Below are 21,209 nucleotides of genomic sequence, written 5' to 3'. Positions count from 1 at the left end.
TCGACGTAATTCAGCTCACCAGATCGTTCGCCGAGCGCAACACCGGTACGCCGACCTGCGCCGGAGCCGTCCCGCCCGTCACATGGAAGGTGTGGTGCTCGCCCGCGGACAGGGTGATCAGGCACGAGTCCACCCGCGCCGCAGCGTCCAGCCGGTCCGGGAACAGCGCCAAGTCCTTCGCCAGTGCGGTCGCGGTAACGGTCACGTCGTACCCGTCGGTGGTCGGAGCGACCGACGCGGTGTAGGCGTCGCCGGCCAGCCGCAGCGCGGTGTCCTCGACGAAGTACCAGTACGCCGTCGACTCGCCGCTGCGGACCTCGAGGTACTCGCGGTGGGGGTCACCCGGCGTGGCGACCGACTCGGGAACCGAGCTGAGGACCGCCGAGCGTGGTTCGACCTCGAGCGCGAACGTCTCCTGCGCGAGTACCGTGCTGTCTGTGCCGGTCGATCGCCGACGGACCGTGATCTCACCCGTCCAGATCGCGTCCGTGTCGTTGTGCGCGGCAACCGCTAGTCCGTCTTCCCGCGGCTGCACGGTCAGCAGGCGTTCGGCGTACACGCGCTGCAAGGCGAACCACAGCGGCTTCCGGATCCCGTGCCCGTCGACCGCTGCCCACGACACCACCGGCCAGTTGTCGTTCAGCTGCCAGACCACCGCGCCGGTGTTCAGCGGGAACAGGCTGCGGAAGTGCTCGATGCCATAGGCAACCGCTCGGGCCTGGTTCAGCTGCGTCGTCCAGTGCCAGTCGTCGATGTCCTTCCACCCCGGCAGGTGATCCCCGAGTCCGCGCTCCAGCTTGAGGTTGCCCTCGAAGGCCTTCTGGTGCACGAGCATCTGGGCGCCGTACGGATCCAGCGGCGCGTCGTGCACGACCGAGGTCAGCGTCGACCACGCCGGCGGCCCCTGGAACCCGAACTCCGACACGAACCGCGGCTTGTACTTGCGGTACGTCGTGTAGTCCACCTGGTTCCAGACGTCCCAGATGTGCATCGTCCCGTGCCGCTCGTCGTTCGGGTGGATGAAGCGGTCGTACGAGTACGGGCTGCCCGGCGAGTACGGCGTTCGCGGGTCGAGCTCGGCCACGATCTTCGGCAGCAGGTCGAAGTAGTACCCCTCACCCCAGGCACGCCCGGCCAGCGGCACCCGCCAGCCCCACTCGACGTACCCCCAGATGTTCTCGTTGTTGCCGTTCCACACCGCGAGGCTGGCGTGCTTGCTCAGCCGGCCGACCGCGTCCCGCGCCTCGGCCTCCACCTCGCTCCACAGCGGCTCGTCCTCCGAGTACGCCGCACACGCGAACAGGAAGTCCTGCCAGACAAGGATTCCCAGCTCATCGCAGACGTCGTAGAAGGCTTCGCTCTCGTAGATGCCGCCTCCCCAGACGCGCAGCAGGTTCATGCCGGCGTCGACCGCGTCCTGGATGCTTGTGCGATAGGTCTCCGGCGTCAGCCGGGTCACGAACGCGTCGTCGGGGATCCAGTTGGCGCCCCGGATGTAGATCGGCTTGTCGTTCACCGACAGCACGAACGGCGTCCCGTCGTTGTCCGGGGCAACATTCAGCGACACGGTCCGGAACCCGACCCGCCCGTTCCACTCATCCCGGTCGTCCACCGTGACGGTCACGTCGTACAGCGGCTGCTCGCCGTGTCCGCGCGGCCACCACCGGTCCACGGCGTCGATCGTCGAGGTGAGCTCGACGGTCTCGGTGTCGGCGGCAACTGTCGCCGTCTGCGTCGTGCCGCCGACCTCGACGGCGATCGACGCGTCGCCGCTCTCGCGGTCGGCCCACGCGAGCGCGACGTGAGTGGTCAGGACACCCCGGTCGCCTTCGACACCCGCCAACGGACGGACCGTGTCGATCCGCACACCGGACCACGACTCGATCCGGATCGGCCGCCAGATGCCCACGGTCGCGACATCCGGACCCCAATCCCAGCCGAAGTTCGACGCCATCTTCCGCAGCTCGTTGTACGGGTGCAGATTCGTGTGCGGCCAGTCGCCGACAGTCGCCCGGATCTCCTCGGCCCTCGACACCGGACCGGCAAACTCGATCACCAACTCGTTGTCACCGGCAATCAAGGCCTCGGTGATGTCGAACCGGTACGAGCGGTGCTGGTTCGCGGTCCGGCCGAGCTCCCGGCCGTTCAGCGTCACCGTCGCCACCGTGTCGAGGCCCTCGGCGACCAGCTCCTGCCGGGTGTTGCCGTCCGCGGCCCAGGTGAACTCGGTCCGGTATCGCCAGGACGTCCGGCCGATCCAGGCCAGCTTCGACTCGTTGTCACCGTCGAACGGATCCGGGATCTCGCCCGCCGCGAGCAGGTCGGTGTGCACCTCGCCGGGCACCGTGGCAGCGATCGGCCGCCCGATCAGGCCCTCCGGCGCGGAACCCTCCAGCGCACTCACGGTCCAGACAGCACCGCCGTCGGTGGTCAGCGGCACGACATTGAGCGTTGTCACAGGCGTTCTCCCAGGTGAACCGGTTTAGTCGGTGCGAACCGCTCCCGGTCGAGGGGAGCGGGGATTATCAGTCTTCCAGCACGACGCGTCGCCACAGGTCGGCGATCGCGCGGTGTCCGGCGGCGGTCGGGTGCACGCCGTCGTTCGCGAGTGTGGCCGCACCGACGGCCGCGGCCTGCCGGTTCAGCTCGACCTCGGCCGGTACCAGGATGGCGCCGTACTCGACGGCGAGCTTGCGGACCACGTCCAGCTTCGGATCGAGGTCCTCGCGCCACGCCTCCTGCCCGTCCTTCACCGGGAGCAGGAAGGGCTCCATCACGACGACGGGGCAGGTGAGCGGGTCGAGCATCGCCCGGTACGACTCCTCGAACGACTCGGCCGTCGTCGGGTCGTCCTCGTCGTACCGTCGCCAGGTGTCGTTGATCCCGATCAGGATCGACACCAGCGACGGCTCGTGGGCCAGCACATCGGCGGACCACCGGGCGGCCAGGTCGGCTGCCCGGTTGCCGCTGATGCCGGCGTTGACGATCCGCGGCCGGCGCGGACCGAGATCGTCGTACAGGTTGCGCACGTAGCCGTCGCCGAGCCCGTCCGGGTCGGTACGGCGGCCGCAGTCGGTGACCGAGTCCCCGGCGAACACGAGGGTCCGCCGGGGATCGAGGAGGATCGTGGTCACAGGGTGGCCGCGGTGACGTCCCAGTCGTCCGGCAGGATCGGCGCGACCTCGACGGTGCTCTGCACGTCGACGAACGCGCCGGTGTCGATCGACTCGGTGATGGACGCCATCACGTCGACGATGTGGAACGCCAGCGCCCCGGTCGCCCGGTGCGGCCGGCCGGCCCGGATCGCCCGCGCCATCTCCAGCACGCCGGTGCCCCGCTCGGCCACCGCCGTGGTACTCGCGAGCGTCTCCCACTCGTCCGCGCCCCGGCGGCGGATCTTGACGTCCCCGGCGAACCCGTTCGGGTCCGGTACGGCGAGCGTCGCCTCGGAGCCGGTGATCTCGACGAACCCGGCCCGCGACAGCGGCGAGTCGAAGCTGAAGATGCTCTGCGACGACTGCCCCGACTCGAACCGCGCGATCGCGCTGACGTGGGTCGGCACGGTCACGTCGAAGTCGGTCCCCGCCAGCGGACCGGATCCGATCGTGCGCTTCTCCCGCGACTTCGACCCGAGCCCCGCCACCGCGCCGACCGGACCGAACAGCTGCACCAGCGTGGTCAGGTAGTACGGGCCGATGTCCCACAGCGGTCCCGCGCCGTCGGAGAACAGGAAGGCCGGGTTCGGGTGCCAGGACTCCGGGCCGGGCGACTGCATCAGGGTCAGCGCAGTCAGCGGCTGACCGATGTCACCGCGCTCGATGATGCGCCGCGACTCCTGCAGGCCCGGACCCAGGATGGTGTCGGGTGCGCAGCCCAGCCGCACGCCCGCGTCCTGGGCTGTCGACAGCAGCTTCAGGCCGCTGTCCTGGTCGAGCGAGAACGGCTTCTCACTCCACACATGCTTGCCTGCGGCAACCGCTGCGAGGGCCACCTCGACATGCGCGACCGGGATGGTCAGGTTGACCACGATCTCGACGTCCGGGTGGTTCAGGACCGCGTCGGGACCGCCGTGGGTCTCGATCCCGTACTGCTCGGCCTTCTCCTTCGCCGCCTCCGGCCGCAGGTCGCCGATCGCGACCACCTTCAGGTCGGGGAAGCTCTGCATGCTCTTGATGTAGGCGTCGGAGATCACCCCGGCGCCGATCACCCCTACGCCAACAGCGGTCATGCCGGTGCGCCCTCTCCGGTGAGGAAGGTGTAGCTGCCTTCGACCGCGTCGAAGATCTCGCCGGAGAAGTCGTCCAGCTCGACCACGCGCAGCGCGTTCGGCGCGGCGGCCAGGATGTCCCGGACCGCGATGACGCCGGCGCCGACCGCAACCTGGGCCTTGTTGTCCAGGGTGCCGTCGCCGTCCTTGACGTGGATCGCCTTCACCCGGTCGCCGAACTTGCCGAGCAGCGCCGGTACGTCGGCGCCGCCGACGGCGGCCCAGTAGGTGTCCACCTCGAGGATCACGTCGTCGGACAGGTTGTCGACCAGGATCTCCAGTCCGTGCGCGCCGCCGATCTTGGACTCGAGCTCGAACTGGTGGTTGTGGTAGCCGACCGTGATGCCGTGGTCGGCGGCCTCGATCGCGGCCTTGTTCAGCCCGTCGGCGATGACCTTGATGTCGTCGGCGGACTGCCAGCGCGCGGGGTCGGTGTGCGGGTCGATCACGGTGGTGATGCCGAGCCGCTTCGCCGCGGCGTAGATCGGGGCGCTGTCGTCCCGGAGCAGGCCGGCGTGGGCGGTGGGTGCCGAGAGTCCGTGCTTGGGCAGCGCCTCGGCCAGCCGGTCCGCGAAGGCGGTGACACCGAAGGGTTCGACCTTCGTGTAGCCGATCTCCGCGATCCGGGCCAGGGTGGCGTCGAAGTCCTCTTCGAGCTTGCCCCGGACCGTGTACAACTGGAGGGACAGGTTGTCCACTGCGACCATGGTTTCTCCTCGTCGCCGGCGCCTCGCCCGCTGCCCTGGGGTTCACACCGACTGATAAGCCGAACCGGTTAAGTAACGACGACAACGCTATCCCACCCGACCCCGCCGACACCACCCTCCGCCCAACCACTGGGCGGTCACCATCCCGCAAACCCTCCAACTGAGTGGAGATCCCCCGAGCCAGGGGGTTGCCCCCTCAGATTCCGACGGGGCAACCCTCCATCAGAGGGGGCATCCCTTCAGTTGGAGGGTTTGCGGCGTGGAGGGGATGTGATCAAAGGATTACACTCTGCGCCTGGGCGGTGACACGGTGTAGGAATCGGCGCACACTGGAGGATTCCGGACCGACTCGTCAGCGGTCCGGCCGCCGTGAGGGGTGTTCGTCGTGGCTCGAGTGACCATCAAGGAGATCGCCAGACGCTGCGGCGTCTCGCAGGGCGCGGTGTCGTACGCGCTGAACAACCAGCCGGGGGTCTCCGCGGCCACCCGGGCTCGGGTCCTGAGAGTGGCCGCCGAACTGGAGTGGGTGCCCAACCGGGCGGCCCGGCAGTTTGTCGGCGGCGCGCAGCGAGACGTTCGGGCTCGTCCTTGCCAGGACCGTGCAGACCCTGATCGAGGAACCGTATTTCATGGGCTTCGTCGGTGGCGTGGAGTCCGTGCTGGGCGAGAAGTCGTACGCGCTGGCCCTGCAGGTCGTGGCGGACCTGGCCGGGGAGCAGGTGACGTACCGGAAATGGACCGCGGAGCGGCGGGTCGACGGCGTGATCGTGGTCGATCTCCGGGTCGCCGCTTTCTGGATCTCCTCACCGGAGCCGTCCCCCAGGCACACCTCTACTCCACCCCACTGCTCATCATCCGCGACAGCTCAGGCCGGCCACCGCCTGGCTAGCACCTCGCCCAGACTCGAGGCCTCGGACAGGGGCGCGTGGGTCTGAACAGGTTATTGCCTGTTCAGACCCACCGGACCCTGTTCACGGCCCCGCCTGGTGGGCCTCAGCAGGCTGTCACCGTGACCGGTACGCCGTTCAGCGCGGCGGTGCCGGCGACGGGGTCGGTGAAGTCCGCGTCCGTCACGTCGTTGGCGCTGGGGCCGGGGACCTGGTTGGCGACGGAGAGGTGGGTGCCGGGGCGGCCGTGGCCGAAGCCGTGCGGGAGGCTGACCACGCCGGGCATCATGTCGTTGCTCGCGGCAACTTCCACCGTGACCGACCCGGCCGCGGACGTCACCGTGACCAGCTGCCCGTCGGCCAGGTCGCGCTTGGCCAGGTCCTCCGGGTTCATCAGCAGCTGATGCCGCGGCTTGCCCTTCACCAGCCGGGCCGAGTTGTGCATCCACGAGTTGTTGCTGCGCAGGTGCCGCCGCCCGATCAGCAGCAACTCGCCGTCACTCCCGGTCGCGAGCGCCTCCAGCCGGGGCAGGTCGTCCAGGATCATCCGCTGGGCGAGGTCGATCCGCTTGGTCTTGTGGTGCAGCGCCCCGGGCAACGCCGGCTGCAGCGGCCCGAGGTCGACCCCGCCCGGCGATCTCCGCAGCTTCCGCAGCGACAGCCGGTACGGTCCGATCCGCAGTCCGAGGTCGACGATCCGTCGCGGCGACAACCGCAGTCGTGCCATCATCTCGACCTTGCGCCGGCTCATCGGCGTACGGCGTACCAGGCCCAGACCGAGGTCGCGGAAGATCTCCCAGTCGTGCCGGGCCTGCGGGGGCTTCGGCAGAACGGCGTCGTTCCAGCGCGAGGTGTTGCGGACCGCGAGCTGGTGGAAGATCACGTCGTAGTGGTCGCGCTCGAGCGGCGGCGCCGGCGGCAGGATCACGTCCGCGTGCCGGGTGGTCTCGTTGATGTACGGATCGACCGCGACCATGAAGTCCAGCGTGCCGAACGCCTCGTCGAGCCTGCGGCCGTTCGGCGTGGACAGCACCGGGTTGCCGGCCACCGTCACCATCGCGCGGATCCGGCCGTCACCCGGCGTCAGGATCTCCTCGGCCATCGTCGACACCGGCAGCTCGCCGCCGAACTCGGGCAACCCGCGGACCCGGCTCTTCCACAACCCGAGGTGGCCACGGCCGAGACCGAGCAGCGCGTTCACCGCCGGCCGCGGGAACATCGTCCCGCCGGGCCGGTCCAGGTTCCCGGTGATGATGTTGAGTACCTGGATCGCCCACTGACAGATCGCGCCGAACTGCTGCGTCGACACCCCGACGCGTCCGTAGCAGGCCGCCCGGTCGGCCGTCCCGAACTCGCGGGCGATCCGCCGGATCACCTCCGCGTCGATCCCGGTCATGCCCGCCGCGCGCTCGGGTGTCCACGGCTCGACCGCGGCCTCGACCGCCTCGAAACCATCGACGTACGACGCCGGCCGAGCGTGACCGTCCTCGATCAGCTGATGGATCAGCGCGAGCAGGAAGGCGGCGTCCGTGCCCGGCCGGATGAAGTAGTGCTCGTCGGCGACGGCCGCGGTCTCGGTCCGGCGCGGGTCGATCACGACGACCTTGCCACCGCGCTTGCGCAGTTCCTTGAGCCGCCGCCCGAACCCGGGCGCGGTCATCATGCTCCCGTTCGAGGCGAGCGGATTGGCGCCGAGCATAAGCAGGTGCGACGTCCGGTCGATGTCCGGCACCGCCACCATCAGCTGGTGCCCGTAGAGCAGGTACGACGCGAGCATGTGCGGGAGCTGGTCGATCGAGGTCGCGCTGAACCGGTTCCGGGTCCGGAGTTGCCGGATCATCGTCGGCAGGTGGGTGAGCGCGCCGAGGCTGTGCACGTTCGGGTTGCCGAGGTAGACGCCGACCGAATCCCGGCCGTGCTCGCGCTGGATCTCGGTCAGCCTCCCGACCACCAGTTCGTACGCCGCCTCCCACCCGAGCTCCTGCCAGCCGTCGGGAGTCCGCCGGACTGGCGTGGTCAGCCGGTCGGGATCCTCCTGGAGATCGCGCAGCGCGACCGCCTTCGGGCAGATGTGGCCGCGGGACAGCGGGTCCGACTCGTCGCCGCGGATGTCGGTCACGCGGCCGTCCTCGACCGTCACGAGCACGCCGCAGATCGCTTCACACAGGTTGCACGAGGTCCGCCGTACCGTGGTCGCCATCCAGCCAAACTACCCCCGGGTAGCCTGTCCGGCCATTACTCGAAGCGCGCCTCGTCGAGTCGCCCGAGGATGGCGTCGACGGTCTCGCCGGCGGAGAGGTCGGAGTTGTCGAGCCAGAGTCCGCGGCGCGGGCTGAACGCGTGCAGCTCGTAGTCGAGCTCGTCGACCAGGTGGTACGCCCCGCCGATCCGGCTGGAGATCACCTCGGGTCGCGGCGTCAGGACGACGAGATACCGTGGGCGGGTCCGGATCCCGTCGAGGAACTCGCGGAGCAGTTCGCCGATCACCACGTCCTCCAGGACCACGGTGAAGCCGGCGTCCGCGTACCCGTCCGCGACCTGGCAGGCGAGCCGGTAGCGGAGCTGGAGCTGCTTCTGGGCCGCGGCGCTGTCGTCGCGCATCGAGGCCTGTCCGCTGACGATCATCCGGCGGAAAACGTCGCCGCGGAGGTGTACGCCGTACTGGAATCTCTCGGCCAGTAATTGGGAAACTGTCGACTTCCCCGCCGCCATGATCCCGCTGACGACGATCACCCCCTCGGACTCCATGCGGTGATGTTGCCACGCGGCGCAAGGTTTTGGTCAGGTCTCCCCGAATCTTGTCTGTAACCGGACAGAAAACCTTGGTTTGCAAGGCTTTTCAGGCCAGCAGTGACTCGACGTGGAGCCGGAGAAGCTGCCGGACCCGGGTCGGTGTGGTGCGGTCGGGCTGGATCGCCGCGTGCAGGGCCAGCCCGTCGATCACCGCGTGCAAACGCTCGACCTCGCGGCGTAGATCGAGGCCCTCTTTCAGAAGGCCGGCCTGGGCGAGTGCCTGCAGGAGCGATTCGCAGAGTTGGCGCAGTCCGTTGTGCACGGTGTCGACATGTTCGTGCAGGGTGCCGGCGCCGGACTCGGCCTGGGCCTGGGCCATGAACGCGATCCAGACGTCGAACTCGGCGCGGCGTTCGGCGTCGAGGGGGAGGGCTTCCTCGAGGTAGCGCAGCACGACCGTGGTCGGGCTGCCCTTGGCGTCCAGAGCCTCGATCCGCTGCGTCACCCGTCTGGTGACCAGATCCATCGCGAAACTCAGCAGACCGTCCTGGTCCGGGAAGTAGTACCGGACGGCCCCCGGTGACCAGCCGGCCTCGGCGGCGATGGTGCGGACCGAGGCCGCGCGGATGCCGTCGCGGCGGACCACCCGCCAGAGCGCCTCGGCGATCTCCTCGCGGCGGGTCTCGTGGTCGACGATCTTCGGCATGGGTCCTTTTTAGCACAGTCGTGTTAGAGTCTTGTCTCAACACAGTCGTACTTAATAACTCGGGAGGGTGAACCGCTGTGCTGCTCGCTGTGATCGCCGGGTGTGAGATCGGCTTCTGGGTTCTGCTCGCCGCCGGGATGGTGACGCGCTACCTGCTCAAGCTGCCCAGGGCGGGCCTGGTGCTGCTGGCCGCCGTACCGCTGGTCGACGTGGTGATGCTCGCAGCCAGCGTGATCGACATCCACGGTGGCGGGGTGCCGGCGTTCAAGCACTCACTGGCCGCGATCTTCATCGGGGTCAGCGTCGGTTTCGGTCATCAGACGCTGAAGTGGGCGGACAAGTGGGCCGCGCACCTCCTGGGCGGTGCGCCGCGCCCGGTCAAGCCGCCGAAGCGCGGTCCGGAGCGTGCTCGTCGCGAGCGCGCCGGATGGTTCCGTCACCTGCTCGCGTACGGCGTCGGAGTCGGCATCATGATCGGCCTCGGCCTGCTGTCCGGTCGTGGGTACGACGCCGCCCTCGCGCCGGCCTGGACCTGGACCGTCGTGCTGGTGATCGACGCCATCGTCTCGTTCAGCTACAGCTTCGACCGCGCCGAGGACGAGGCCCGGGAGAAGCAGTCGGTCTGAGATCCCCTCGCCCGGCGCTCCGGCGTCGTACATTTCGGACATGACGACGACGGGGCGTAGCTGGGCCGGGATGACCGCTCTGGTGGTGGCGGCCGGGATCGTGATCCAGCTGATCGTGACGGCGAACGGGACCGAGGGGTTCTTCCCGGACAACCCGGACCGCGTGTTCAACGTGTTCGCGTACTTCACCATCCAGTCGAACCTGTTGCTCGGCGGGACCGCGCTGATGCTGGCTCTGCAACCGGACCGGCCGCAGAGCACGCTGTTCAAGACGCTGCGGTTGAACGGCGTGCTCTGCATCGCCGTGACCGGGATCGTCTACCACCTCGTGCTGGCCGGCTCGGACGACCTGCACGGGTGGGCGGCGGTGGCCAACTTCCTGCTGCACACGCTGGCACCCGTGGTCGGGGTGCTGGGCTGGCTGCTGTTCGGTCCGCGCGGGCAGACCGATGCGCGGATCGTCTCGTGGTCGATCGTTTACCCGCTGCTGTGGCTGGTGTTCACACTGATCCGCGGTGAGTTCGTCGGGTTCTACCCGTATCCGTTCGTGAACGTCGACGAGCACGGGTACGCACGGGTGCTGCTGAACTGTCTGCTGGTCGCGGTACTGTTCCTGGCTCTGGCGGCCGGGGCGACCTACCTCGACCGCCGCTTGCACCGGAAGACAACCGTCGAAAGGTAGACCCGTGCTGGTGACCTCGCGCTCGTACGCCGAGTACGAAGCGATGTTCGACCTGAAGGACCTCCCCGACTCCGTGCTCGACTGCTGTGCGGGTGGTGCCGGGTTCACTGCCGAAGCCGCAGCCCGTGGCGTCGACGCGATCGCCGCGGATCCGGCGTACGAGCTCGATCACCCCGAGCTGGTCGACACGGTCCGGCGGAGCCTGCCGGCGACGGCCGGGATCGTGGACGAGCATCAGGGGAGCTTCGTCTGGCACTGGTACGGGTCGCCCGAGCGCAAGGACCAGTACCGCATCGAGGCCGCGGACGCGTTCCTGCAGGACGTCGCGGCCGCGCCCGAGCGGTACCTCGCGGCCGGCCTCCCGGAGCTGCCCTTCGGTGACCGGCGCTTCGAGTTGGTGCTGTGCTCACACCTGTTGTTCACGTGGGCCGACAAGTACGACCGCGACTGGCACGAGGCGGCGCTGCGGGAGCTGATCCGGGTGGCCAACTCCGAGGTCCGCATCTTCCCGCTGGTCATGCAGGGTGCTGGTGAGTCGGTGCCGTATCTGCAGGAGATGCTGCAGGGGCTCGACGGCGTCACCTGGGAGATCCGCAAGGTGCCCTACGAGTTCCAGGCCGGGGCCGACGAGATGCTGGTCATCACTCGCACCTGACGTTTGGTGCTTCCCACCCGATCGCCATCCCGGATGAGTTGCGCACTGACCCGCCACGAGGGGTGGGAAGCGCCAAACGGCAGCTACCGCGTGCCTGCCCGGCCGATCGAGTGGTGGAGGGCGCTTCACCACTCGATCGGTTGGATGGCCGGCTGGTTCAGCGGAGGTACCTGCCGCAGACGGGCCACGGGGAGGCGCCGCGCTGGGCGTAGAGCTTCTTCGCGCGCGTCAGCTGCTCGCCCGCGGACGCCTTCGCCGGGCTGCCGGAGCCGCCCACGCTGCGCCACGTCTGCATGTCGAACTGGAACAGCCCGTAGTACCCGGCCGAGTTGACGGCCCGCGGGTTCCCACCGGACTCACAGTTGGCGACCTTGGCCCAGGAGCCGCTCAGGTTGGCCTTGCCGCTGGACGTGGAGCGATCCTGGGACCGGCTCTCCCGCACCTTGCGCTCGGCCTTGCGGACCTTCTTCGTCTCGACCTTGTGGGTCTTCTTCGCGGTGACCTTCCTCGGCGCGGGAGCGGCGGCCTTCTTCGCGCCGTCCAGCGACAGGGTCTGCCCGATGAGGATCAGGTCCGGGTCCTCGAGGTTGTTGATCTTCGCCAGCTGATGCCAGTCGGCACCGTTCGCCTGGGCGATTTCTGAGAGCGTGTCGCCGGCCTTGACCGTGTAGTCGGTCGCGAAGGCCGCGCCGGCGCCGGCGGCGGTGATGCCGGCCCCGAGACCGGCGATCGTGATCGTCCGGGCCACCCGGCGAGTACTTCGCCGGGGGCGCGCATGTCGGGCTTTGGACATCAGAAAAGCGCTCCTCGTGAGCTGGGCATGGTGGAACTCACCAGGCCCCCCGTCAGGGGATGGGGGCATCCGGGCGGGTCACAGGACAGCGTCCGAATGGTCACGCCACGGTAACGACGCGACCTGAGCCATCCTGTGCGACCTTGGCCCGAAGCGCAAGGCCAATCGGGGGATCTGCCCCGGGTTTTTCCGTCGCTTGACGTAGCGAAAGCCCAACAACAGAACGGTTTCCAGTGCGACGCGCCGAAGGTTTGAGCGCGGCTGGAGGGGGTAAGCAACGCTGAGCAACCGCCCGGTTTCCCGCCCGTGCAGACGTCGGGAACACCCCGTTTTCCCACCTGCTGGACCTGCGTTGTCTCAGCGCCGGAAGTATCGCGACGGGACCAGGTCCGTGGTGAGCTTCCGGATCACGTCCTGCTCCTCGGCCGGCCACGCCTCCCACACCTCTCGCGCCCACGTGATCAGCGCGGCCTCCACGTCCCCGACGTCACCTGCAGTGAGTACGTCGTACGCCGTGAGCCGGCCGACCGTCGCGGGTGGGGTCAGCGCGGGCCAGTCGTCGTACGAATTGGCCATGATCCCGTGGGCGGTGCGGACGTCGATGGTGCCGGAGCCGCGCTCGAAGTACATATAGAGGCCGTTCAGTGCGAACACCGGCCCGATGCGTGGAGCGTCCGGGCTGACGTGCTGGGCGCCGTACGCGTCGATCCGCAGCTGGTGCAGGTACCCGAGCCGAGCCGCGTGCTCCAGCTCGTAGCCGAGCAGCTCGCCGGCGACCTCCAGGCACTCCGGGGAGGCGGTGTTCTTAGCCTCACCCGGCCAGTCCGAGCGTGGGAGTACGGCGCCGCACCCGGGGCAGGCTGACTCTTTCCCCACCCCACCGCCCGATTCGTGCGTGTCATCCGGGGAGTTCACTCGTTGATCGAAGCACGGGCATCGTCGTCCGGCAGCTGGTTTTCACCGCCCGCAACTTCACTTCCAGTGCCTCGTACACACCCAAGAGCGACGACTACTGTCATCCCGTGACCGCCGAGAGCACCCTGTGGAAGATCCACGGCGAACGCCTGATCGACGACACCCGCCGCCTCCGCCTGACCATCGCCACCGTCGAACTCCCCGACGGCGTGCAGTTCGAGCAGTACGTACTACGGATGCCGAAGGCCGCGATGATGGTCGTCCTCAACGACGCCCGCGATCACGTGCTGATGATGTGGCGCCACCGCTTCATCATCGACCGCTGGGTCTGGGAACTCCCCGGCGGTTACGTCGACCCCGACGAGGATCCGGCGGTCACCGCGACCCGCGAGGTGGAGGAAGAAACCGGCTGGCGCCCCCGATCCGTCGAGCCCCTCGTCACTCTCCAACCTTCGGTCGGTACAACGGACGCGGAGAACCTCCTGTTCATCGCCCATGGCGCTGACCACATCGGAGATCCCTCCGACATCAATGAGGCAGAGCGCATCGCCTGGCTCCCTCTGGACTCGTTGCCCGGCCGCATCCAAGCCGGCGAGATCATCGGCGCCGCTTCCCTCGTCGGCCTCCTCCACGTCCTAGCGTTCCCGCGCTCATGACGGAGCAATGGCTAGAGGTACGTCGGGAGTTGCAGCAGAACCGTTTTCGTTGGGGTGTCGAGGCCGCTGCCGACTATCCCGCGGATCGTCGAGTGGCCGGGACACCGTTGCTGGCGGCATCGACGTGGATCCCGGCGCAGCCGATCCCGTTGGCCTCCATTCGGTTGGAGTTCGAGCCCGATGCGGAGTTCGACGGGGTGACGGGCCTGGAACCCACGGACACCCTGCCCCTGCGACCGGACGGCAGCCGCTACCCGTCGTACGCCGAGGCCATTGCCGACCTGGCGTCCCCGGCTGTCTTTGAGAACCGCCCGACGTACAGACTCCTGTCGGCGGACCTGACCGCCGCACAGCCCGTACTGTGCCTGGGCCGAGGCACCTACTTCGACAGCATCAACACCGGCGAAGCCTCCGCCCACGAGTACGCCGCGCGCCGCCTTGGCCTGCGTGGATCGAGTCCGCTGCGCACCGCGATCGGGGAACCCTGGGACCCAACCCGCCGCCCGACCAACCTGGCGATCAGCACCCTCACCATCCGCCACGACAAGACGACCGGCGACTCCACCTTCCTGATCCACTGGCGTGATCCCGCCAAGGTGGGTCACGCCGGCGGCCTCTACCAGGTCGTTCCGTCGGGCGTCTTCCAACCAAGCGCCGACGCATCCTGGAACGAACGCCACGACTTCTCCCTCTGGCGAAACCTCACCCGAGAACTCTCCGAAGAACTCCTGGGCACGTCAGAAGACCACGGCAGCGACTCCGCCCCCATCAACTACGAAACCTGGCCCTTCGCCACCGAACTCTCAGCTGCTCTCACGGCAGGCTCGGCCCGGGCGTACTGCGTAGGCCTAGGCGTAGACCCGCTCACCTTCGCCACAGACCTACTAACAGTCCTAGCAATCGACGCCGACATCTTCGACACCCTCTTCGCCGACCTCACCACCAGAAACGACGAAGGCCGCGTCCTCACACCCCAACCCTTCACCGCCGACTCAATCAACGACTTCGTCCACCACAAACCACTACAAGCCGCCGGCGCAGCGATCCTCCAACTCGCCTGGCAATACCAACTGGTCGCGACCAGGGAGCTGGGCGACTGGAGTCGTGATGTTGCGAGACTGAAAGCGGACCGCCGGCACTCACCAATCTGCGGTTTCCGGTCGAGCCCTTTCCTACGCGAGCGTGGCTAGAGGTCGTCGATCGAGGTTGGTGAGTGGCAACGGTCCGCGCCGGACACCAGACCTGACGAACCCACCGAAATCACGCCGCCGCCGATACGCAGCGCAGCGGTCACAACGCGAGGCCGCGGACCCCAAACAGGGACCTTGAACACGAAATAACGTGTTCAAGGCCCCACCGCCTGACCCAGCTCCCCACTCCAGGTCAGCGAGCAACCTCTCAGCAACTCGTCGCCGCCGGAGCCACCATCACGCGGTTCAAGCGACCACAGTTGCCTCGCGCCACATGCCGGCGTGGGTAGTCGGCCGCGCGCGACGCAGGAGTGCGCAGGCGCGGGCGACACGAGGTGGCCGAGAAGGCCGCGAACGGGGTGTGTTCGTCAGCCGCGCCGATGAGCACGGCACCAAGACCATGCCCGCAGAGGTACGGGTGGGCGGGAGCGCGCGTAGCTGACGCGACGGAGGGGCAGCTGCGTTGCACGCGTGGGCTATTACACCGGGTAGGTGTGGATTTCGGTGGCTTTTAGGGTGGCGTGGAGGGGTTGGCCGGGGGATAGGTGGAGGTCGGCTACTGCTGCGGGGGTGATGTCGGCCAGGAGGGTGGCTGGGCCAGTGGGGGTGGCGTTGAGGCGGACTCTGACTGTGTGGGCGTGTTGTTCTATGCCGGTGACTACGGCGGGCCAGGTGTTGCGGGGGCTGCCTGAGGGTGGTGAGGGGTAGAGGCTGACCGCGGTGGGTGGGAAGGCGACGTGGACCGGGCCGGTGGCTGGTTCGGCGAGGGTGATGGTGCCGCCTTCCACCAGGTCGACCGTGGTGCCGGAGGCGGTGCCGCGGTAGAGGTTGAGACCTACTAGTTGGGCTACGTAGTCGGTGCGGGGGCGGCGGGCTATCTCGGTGGGGCGGCCTGCTTGGACCATACGACCGTTCTCGACGATGACCAGCCGGTCCGCGAGGACCATGGCGTCGAGTGGGTCGTGGGTGATGAGCAGAGTGCGGCCTTCGTAGCGGCTCAGGTGTTGGCCGAGTTCGGCGCGGACGTGGAGCGTCGTACCAGCGTCCAACGCGGCCAAAGGCTCGTCCAGTAACAACAGTTCGGGGTCGGTGGCCAGGGCTCGGGCCAGGGCGACTCGTTGGGCTTGGCCGCCGGACAGCGAGCGCGGGCGGGTACGCGCGTACGACGACAAGCCGACGATCTCGAGCCAGCGCGAGGCCTCCGACCGGGCGGTGTGTTTGTCGAGTCCGCGGGCGCGGAGGCCGAAGGCAACGTTCTCGAGGCAACTGAGGTGGTCGAAGAGCAGGTAGTCCTGGAAGACCACGCCGATCGGCCGGCGGTCCGGCGGACGGAATGTACGCGGGGGTTCGTCCCACACGTCAGAACCTAAAGCGATGCGGCCACCGCCCAGCGGCAAGAGGCCGGCAATCGCGCGGAGTGCGGTGGTCTTGCCGGCGCCGTTGGGGCCCAGCAACGCGACCACCTCACCTGGTTCGACAACCAGGTCCAACGAGAGCTCGAAGGAGTCACGGGTCACTCGCACGTCGGCGTACAGAGTCATCGCAGCCCACTGATCCAGCGCTCACGCAGAGACGCCAGTACGAGGACAGACACGATGAGAAGCACGATGCTCAGTACGACGGCCACGTCCGGGTCGGTCTCCAACGCGAGGTACACCGCCAGCGGCATGGTCGTCGTACGGCCGGGGAGGTTGCCGGCGAAGGTGATGGTGGCGCCGAACTCACCCAGCGCGCGAGCCCAGCACAGTACGGCGCCTGCCACGACACCTGGCGCGATCGACGGAAGTGTCACACGTCGAAAGGTCAGCCAGCGACCTGCGCCGAGTGTCGCGGCCGCCTCCTCGTAGCGAGGGTCAGCGGCTCGCAGTGCGCCCTCGACAGCGATCACCAGGAACGGCATGGCAACAAAAGCCTCCGCCACGATCACACCGGCCGTCGTGAACGGCAGAGTGATGCCGAACCACAGATCCAGGTGCTCACCGATCAGTCCGCGTCGCCCCAGAACCAGCAGCAGTGCAACACCGCCCACTACCGGTGGCAGGACCAGGGGGACGGTCACCAGAGCCCGGATGACGGCGCGACCGGGCAACTCGCCGCGAGCCAGCAGCCAGGCGAGCGGGATGCCCAGGACAAGGCACACCGCAGTAGCGGAGGTGGCGCAGATCAGGGACAGCCTCAGCGCCTGCCAGACGTCCGGACTGGACAGACGGCTCGGCAACGTCGACCAAGGCGCTTTGGCCAGCAGACCGATCAGAGGGACGACCAGGAACGCCAGTCCGAGCAAGGCAGGCAGCAGGAGCACGAGGGGCAACCGCCCACTGGTGCTCCTGCTACGACGACTCACGGTGGGTCGAAACTACTACGACCTACGGCGCGCTGAAACCGGCAGCGGTCATGACCGCCTTGCCCGGGTCGGACAGCACGTAGGCGACGAACGCCTTGGCGCCGTCAGGGTTCGGAGCCTTGGTCAGCGTCGCGATCGGGTACTCGTTGATCGCCTCGTTCGTTTCGGGGAACTCGATGCCCTCGACCTTGTCCTTCGCCGACAGTACGTCGGTCTTGTAGACGAGGCCGGCGTCGACCTCGCCGAGGCCGACCTTGGTCAGCACGGCCTTCACGTCCTGCTCGAGGCTGTCCGGCTGCGGCGTGATCCCGGCCGCCTTGAACACCGTGTCGGCCGCCGCGCCACACGGCACCTGTACCGCGCAGATCGCGATCTTCTTGTCCTTGTCGGCGAAGTCCTGCAGCCCGGTGACCTTGCCCGGGTTCCCCTTCGGTACGGCGATCTCCAGCGTGTTCGTCACGAACACCGTCGGAGTGATCTTGTCCGTCACCTGGTCCATGTTCTTCGGCGACGCCGAGGCGAACACATCCGCGGGGGCACCTTGATTGATCTGCTGCGCCAGCGCCGAGCTTCCGGCGAAGTTGAAGGTCACCTTCACGCCGGGGTTGGCTGCCTCGAAGTCCTTGCCCAGCTGGGTGAAAGTCCCGGTCAGGGAGGCCGCCGCGAAGACGTTGACGGTCCCGGACAGAGCCGGCGTACTGCTGCTGCCCGACGGCGAGGACGACGCCGCCGGAGTGTCGTCACCGCAGCCGGCGAAGGTGAGCGCTGCAACGGCGGCGAGAGCGGCGAGCGCGGTACGACGGAACATCAGGCCTCCGGGATTTCGACGACGACATGGGTGGACTTGATCGACGCGACGGCGACCACACCGGGCTCCAGACCGAGCTCGTCGGCGGCCTCGCGACTCATCAGCGACACGACGCGGAACGGCCCGGCCTGCATCTCGACCTGGGCCATCACACCGTCCTTGATGACGCGGGTGACGATCCCCCGCATCCGGTTGCGAGCCGATGCGGCGGTGGTGTTCCCCGGCTCCGGCGACTCGGCCAGCTCCTGGGCGAATCGGGCGAGCGCTTGCCCGTCGATCGCCATCCGGCCGCTGTCCTGGACTGACGGCAGCCGGCCCTGGTCGACCCAGCGACGGACCGTGTCGTCGCTGACTCCCAGGAGCGCTGCCGCCTCAGTGATCCGCAAGTTCGGCACGGAAGACAGCATACTGCCGCAGATGCGGATTGTTGCCCGACCTTTTCCACAGTCACCGACCGGTGACGGAAAGTGTCTGCCAATCCGCATAAGTTAAAGGCATGAGGACATCGGGGTTGCGGGACTACCTGGACGGGCCGCACAAGGCGGCGCGCGACGTGGTGCGCGCAGGGCTGGCGGATGCGGAGCTGTTCGACCTGGCCGTGCGCCTGCCGCGGGACGAGTACCGCGACAAGGTGCTCGACCTGCTGCAGCAGATCACGGCCGACGGGCACCCGGCGCGCGGCTTCCCGAAGGAGTACGGCGGTGAGGGCGATCTCGGCGGGTTCATCGCCGGGTTCGAGATGCTGGCCTTCGGGGACCTCTCGCTGATGGTGAAGGCGGGGGTGCAGTTCGGCCTGTTCGCCGGCGCGATCCTGCATCTGGGGACCGAGAAGCACCATGAGCGGTATCTCGCCGACGCGGTCGGTGGCCGGTTGCTCGGCTGCTTCGCGATGACCGAGACCGGCCACGGGTCGAACGTCCAGGCGCTCGGTACGACGGCGACGTACGACGCCCCGACCGGGGAGTTCGTCGTCCACACACCGACCGCGGCGGCGCGGAAGGACTACATCGGCAACGCGGCGCGGCACGGGCGGATGGCGGCAGTGTTCGCGCAACTCGTGGTCGGCGGTGAGAGTCATGGGGTGCATTGCCTGCTGGTCCCGATCCGGACAGACGACGGTACGGCGATGCCCGGGGTGGCGCTGTCCGACTGCGGCCCGAAGCTGGGACTGAACGGGGTGGACAACGGGCGGATCGTGTTCGACCAGGTCCGGGTGCCGCGGGACGCGTTACTGGACCGCTATGCCCAGGTCGATGCCGATGGCAACTATCAGAGTGAGATCCAGAATCCGGACCGCCGATTCTTCACCATGCTCGGGACGCTGGTGCAGGGGCGGGTGTCGGTCGGCGGTGCGGCGATCAACGCGAGCAAGGTCGCGTTGACGATCGCGATCAAGTACGGCGCTCAGCGTCGGCAGTTCGGTGCGCCGGGGAGCGCGGAGGAGGCGTTGCTACTGGACTACCGGATGCACCAGCGACGGTTGTTGCCGTTGCTTGCGCGGACGTATGCCTTGCACTTCGCGCAGGGTGAGTTGGTGGACGAGTTCGTGCGGGTGTTCGGGGAAGACGGCACCGAGCACGACAGGCGGGCGTTGGAGGCGCAGGCGGCTGGGACGAAGGCGCTCGGGACGTGGCACGCGACCGAGACGATCCAGATGTGCCGCGAGGCGTGTGGCGGTGCCGGTTACCTGGCGGAGAACCGGCTGGCGACGTTGAAGGCGGACACCGATGTATTCACCACCTTCGAGGGGGACAACACCGTCCTGCTGCAGTTGGTGGCGAAGGGTCTGCTGACGGACTACCGGGAGTCGTTCGGGAAGCTGGACCCGCTCGGCACGGCCCGGTTCATCGCGGCGCAGGCGGTGGAGATCGCGGTCGAGAAGGCGGCCCTGCGACCGCTGATCGAGCGGCTGCGGGACGTCGTACCGAATCGGAGTGACGCGGCCGATCCGGATGCGGGGTTGCGGGACGACGCGTACCACTCGGGGCTGCTGCGGTTCCGGGAGGAGCACATGTTGTCCGGGGTCGCGCGGCGGCTGAAGGCGGGCATCGATGCGGGCGACGAGCCGTTCGAGGTGTTCAACCGGTGCCAGGACCACGTGATCGCGGCCGGGCGGGCGCACGTGGACAGGATTGTGCTCGAGGCGTTCCAGGGCGCCGTACTGGACGCGCCGGAGGAGAGTCGCGAGCTGTTGAAGGACGTCTACGACCTGCACGCGCTGGCGACGATCGAGGCTGAGCGGGCCTGGTACCTGGAGCACGGGCGGCTGTCGCCGGGGCGGTCGAAGGCGATCACGGCGCTCGTGAACGAGTTGTGCGCCGCCGTCCGGCCCACCGCGGTCGAGCTCGTCGACGCGTTCGGTATACCGGGCGGGGCGGTGGAGGTGCCGATGGTTGTACCGTCGCAGCATGAGTGAGTCGATCGAACCCGCGTCGGCCGCCGAGGCCGCCCGCGAACTCGCCCGGGTGTTGCTGGAGCAGGCCGACGCTCTGGACCTGCACGACCTGCGGGCCACCGGCGCGATTGAGAACGTCCGGGTCCAGGCCCGGGCGCTCGCGGACGCCGTCCATGAACGGGGCTGGGGTGACATCTTCCTCGGGATCGACTCGTACGACCCCGACGAGCTGGACGACCTCCCGCTCGGGCCGGACGACTTCGACGACCCCGCGGACTACCGGGAGATCGTGGAGGGTGTGGACGATCTCGAGGAGCTCGAGGAGCCGCTGCTGCCGGAGAACGGGGTCCGGGTCAGCTACCAGGCGCGGTACGACTATGTGGTGACGGATCCGGACGCGTTCGTGCAGTACGTCCGGAGCCGGGCCGACGAGGCGCAGAACGACGAGGTGATCGACGACATCGAGGACGCGCAGTCGGCGTTCGAGCTGCTGTGTTACCTCGACGGGATGGGGTCGAAGGAGTACGACTCGTTCGGGCTGATCCCGGCCGGCGGGGAGGAGTCCCACCGGATCGTCGAGTTCTCCCTGTGGGACCTCGACCCGACCCGCCGCGACGACACCTACCCGTACTGACCACCGACCCGCCGCCGTTTGAGGGGGTCAACCCCTTCGCGTGTGGGTTGCGGAACCGAAGTTTGCCTCCGCAACCCACCACCCGCGGGGTTGCCCCTCAACGGCGCACGCACCAAGCCGGGGTTGTGAACTGGGCCCGGGGTTGTTGTTGCGGAAGGCAACGGTTCTACGGAAAGTGAAGGATTATCTACGGAGAGTTGCCTTGTTCAAA

Annotated in this window: 21 protein-coding genes and 1 pseudogene; 9 read left to right on the top strand and 13 right to left on the bottom strand. The window is 68.3% G+C overall.

All coding sequences use genetic code 11. The features are described 5' to 3' along the window. Positions 1-10: 10 nt before the first annotated feature. From OG558_RS07960 to OG558_RS07945, 4 genes are all read right to left on the bottom strand, one after another. Positions 11-2,458 carry a glycoside hydrolase family 2 protein gene (locus OG558_RS07960; RefSeq protein WP_405069625.1) on the bottom strand — a complete coding sequence of 816 codons (2,448 nt, stop codon included), beginning with the start codon at positions 2,456-2,458 and terminating at the stop codon, positions 11-13. 67 nt (positions 2,459-2,525) lie between these two features. Next, a complete protein-coding gene (locus OG558_RS07955) occupies positions 2,526-3,134 on the bottom strand; it encodes an SGNH/GDSL hydrolase family protein (RefSeq protein WP_405069624.1) in 609 nt (202 codons plus the stop codon). Beyond that, positions 3,131-4,228, bottom strand: coding sequence for a Gfo/Idh/MocA family protein (locus tag OG558_RS07950; protein ID WP_405069623.1), 1,098 nt, complete (start codon positions 4,226-4,228; stop codon positions 3,131-3,133). Before OG558_RS07950 ends, OG558_RS07955 begins: the two co-directional genes overlap by 4 nt. Beyond that, the gene (locus OG558_RS07945; RefSeq protein WP_405069622.1) at positions 4,225-4,974 is read right to left on the bottom strand and encodes a sugar phosphate isomerase/epimerase family protein; all 750 of its coding nucleotides are present in this window, start codon (positions 4,972-4,974) and stop codon (positions 4,225-4,227) included. The genes OG558_RS07950 and OG558_RS07945 overlap by 4 nt, the downstream gene beginning before the upstream one ends. 376 nt (positions 4,975-5,350) lie before the next feature. Here OG558_RS07945 and OG558_RS07940 point away from each other — a divergent pair. Both OG558_RS07940 and OG558_RS07935 read left to right on the top strand, forming a co-directional pair. Continuing rightward, positions 5,351-5,449: pseudogene (locus OG558_RS07940) on the top strand (LacI family DNA-binding transcriptional regulator); the annotation flags it as partial. A 154-nt stretch (positions 5,450-5,603) separates the two neighbouring features. Beyond that, positions 5,604-5,909 carry a hypothetical protein gene (locus tag OG558_RS07935; RefSeq protein ID WP_405072304.1) on the top strand — a complete coding sequence of 102 codons (306 nt, stop codon included), beginning with the start codon at positions 5,604-5,606 and terminating at the stop codon, positions 5,907-5,909. Between the two features lie 58 nt (positions 5,910-5,967). Here the strand turns inward: OG558_RS07935 and OG558_RS07930 are convergent, their stop codons facing one another. From OG558_RS07930 to OG558_RS07920, 3 genes are all read right to left on the bottom strand, one after another. Continuing rightward, positions 5,968-8,061 (bottom strand): molybdopterin-dependent oxidoreductase, encoded by a 2,094-nt coding sequence (locus tag OG558_RS07930; RefSeq protein ID WP_405069621.1) that lies wholly within the window; start codon positions 8,059-8,061, stop codon positions 5,968-5,970. A gap of 35 nt (positions 8,062-8,096) precedes the next feature. Beyond that, positions 8,097-8,609 (bottom strand): AAA family ATPase, encoded by a 513-nt coding sequence (locus tag OG558_RS07925; RefSeq protein WP_328525743.1) that lies wholly within the window; start codon positions 8,607-8,609, stop codon positions 8,097-8,099. A gap of 91 nt (positions 8,610-8,700) precedes the next feature. Next, positions 8,701-9,300: a TetR/AcrR family transcriptional regulator gene (locus OG558_RS07920; RefSeq protein ID WP_405069620.1), complete on the bottom strand. Its 600-nt coding sequence runs from the start codon at positions 9,298-9,300 to the stop codon at positions 8,701-8,703. A 77-nt stretch (positions 9,301-9,377) separates the two neighbouring features. Between OG558_RS07920 and OG558_RS07915 the strand changes: the two genes are divergently transcribed. Genes OG558_RS07915 through OG558_RS07905 form a run of 3 tightly spaced genes read left to right on the top strand, consistent with a single transcriptional unit; the run spans position 9,378 to position 11,263 of the window. Next, positions 9,378-9,926, top strand: a complete 549-nt coding sequence (locus tag OG558_RS07915) for a 2TM domain-containing protein (RefSeq protein ID WP_405069618.1) — start codon at positions 9,378-9,380, stop codon at positions 9,924-9,926. Between the two features lie 40 nt (positions 9,927-9,966). Then, positions 9,967-10,608: a Pr6Pr family membrane protein gene (locus tag OG558_RS07910; protein WP_329482508.1), complete on the top strand. Its 642-nt coding sequence runs from the start codon at positions 9,967-9,969 to the stop codon at positions 10,606-10,608. A 4-nt stretch (positions 10,609-10,612) separates the two neighbouring features. Continuing rightward, complete coding sequence (locus OG558_RS07905; protein ID WP_405069617.1) at positions 10,613-11,263, top strand: hypothetical protein; 651 nt, start codon at positions 10,613-10,615, stop codon at positions 11,261-11,263. Positions 11,264-11,420: 157 nt separating this feature from the next. Here the strand turns inward: OG558_RS07905 and OG558_RS07900 are convergent, their stop codons facing one another. After that, the gene (locus OG558_RS07900) at positions 11,421-12,056 is read right to left on the bottom strand and encodes a transglycosylase family protein (protein ID WP_405069616.1); all 636 of its coding nucleotides are present in this window, start codon (positions 12,054-12,056) and stop codon (positions 11,421-11,423) included. A gap of 357 nt (positions 12,057-12,413) precedes the next feature. Next, positions 12,414-12,971: a DUF5946 family protein gene (locus OG558_RS07895; RefSeq protein WP_405069615.1), complete on the bottom strand. Its 558-nt coding sequence runs from the start codon at positions 12,969-12,971 to the stop codon at positions 12,414-12,416. A gap of 107 nt (positions 12,972-13,078) precedes the next feature. Here OG558_RS07895 and OG558_RS07890 point away from each other — a divergent pair, with 107 nt between their 5' ends. Both OG558_RS07890 and OG558_RS07885 read left to right on the top strand, forming a co-directional pair. Then, positions 13,079-13,627: an NUDIX hydrolase gene (locus tag OG558_RS07890; RefSeq protein ID WP_329482504.1), complete on the top strand. Its 549-nt coding sequence runs from the start codon at positions 13,079-13,081 to the stop codon at positions 13,625-13,627. Then, the gene (locus OG558_RS07885; protein ID WP_405069614.1) at positions 13,624-14,817 is read left to right on the top strand and encodes a hypothetical protein; all 1,194 of its coding nucleotides are present in this window, start codon (positions 13,624-13,626) and stop codon (positions 14,815-14,817) included. The genes OG558_RS07890 and OG558_RS07885 overlap by 4 nt, the downstream gene beginning before the upstream one ends. Before the next feature lie 479 nt (positions 14,818-15,296). Here the strand turns inward: OG558_RS07885 and OG558_RS07880 are convergent, their stop codons facing one another. The 4 genes from OG558_RS07880 to OG558_RS07865 form a co-directional block, all read right to left on the bottom strand. Beyond that, on the bottom strand, positions 15,297-16,358 hold the full coding sequence (locus OG558_RS07880; RefSeq protein WP_405069613.1) for an ABC transporter ATP-binding protein: 1,062 nt from the start codon (positions 16,356-16,358) through the stop codon (positions 15,297-15,299). Then, positions 16,355-17,119 (bottom strand): molybdate ABC transporter permease subunit, encoded by a 765-nt coding sequence (modB, locus tag OG558_RS07875; protein WP_405069612.1) that lies wholly within the window; start codon positions 17,117-17,119, stop codon positions 16,355-16,357. The genes OG558_RS07880 and modB overlap by 4 nt, the downstream gene beginning before the upstream one ends. 64 nt (positions 17,120-17,183) lie before the next feature. Beyond that, positions 17,184-17,969 (bottom strand): molybdate ABC transporter substrate-binding protein, encoded by a 786-nt coding sequence (modA, locus tag OG558_RS07870; RefSeq protein ID WP_405069611.1) that lies wholly within the window; start codon positions 17,967-17,969, stop codon positions 17,184-17,186. Next, on the bottom strand, positions 17,969-18,364 hold the full coding sequence (locus OG558_RS07865; protein WP_405069610.1) for a molybdopterin-binding protein: 396 nt from the start codon (positions 18,362-18,364) through the stop codon (positions 17,969-17,971). Before OG558_RS07865 ends, modA begins: the two co-directional genes overlap by 1 nt. Positions 18,365-18,465: 101 nt before the next feature. On the opposite strand from OG558_RS07865, the gene OG558_RS07860 reads away from it, so the two are divergent. Then, complete coding sequence (locus OG558_RS07860) at positions 18,466-20,385, top strand: acyl-CoA dehydrogenase (RefSeq protein ID WP_405069609.1); 1,920 nt, start codon at positions 18,466-18,468, stop codon at positions 20,383-20,385. Beyond that, entirely contained in the window at positions 20,378-20,998 is a 621-nt protein-coding gene (locus OG558_RS07855) for a hypothetical protein (RefSeq protein WP_329482497.1), read from the top strand. The genes OG558_RS07860 and OG558_RS07855 overlap by 8 nt, the downstream gene beginning before the upstream one ends. Positions 20,999-21,209: the final 211 nt, after the last annotated feature.

The organism is Kribbella sp. NBC_01510, assembly GCF_045040325.1.
Lineage (GTDB): Bacteria > Actinomycetota > Actinomycetes > Propionibacteriales > Kribbellaceae > Kribbella.
The sequence above is the reverse complement of the archived record's forward strand: the minus strand, read 5'-3'. Positions and strand labels throughout refer to the sequence as shown.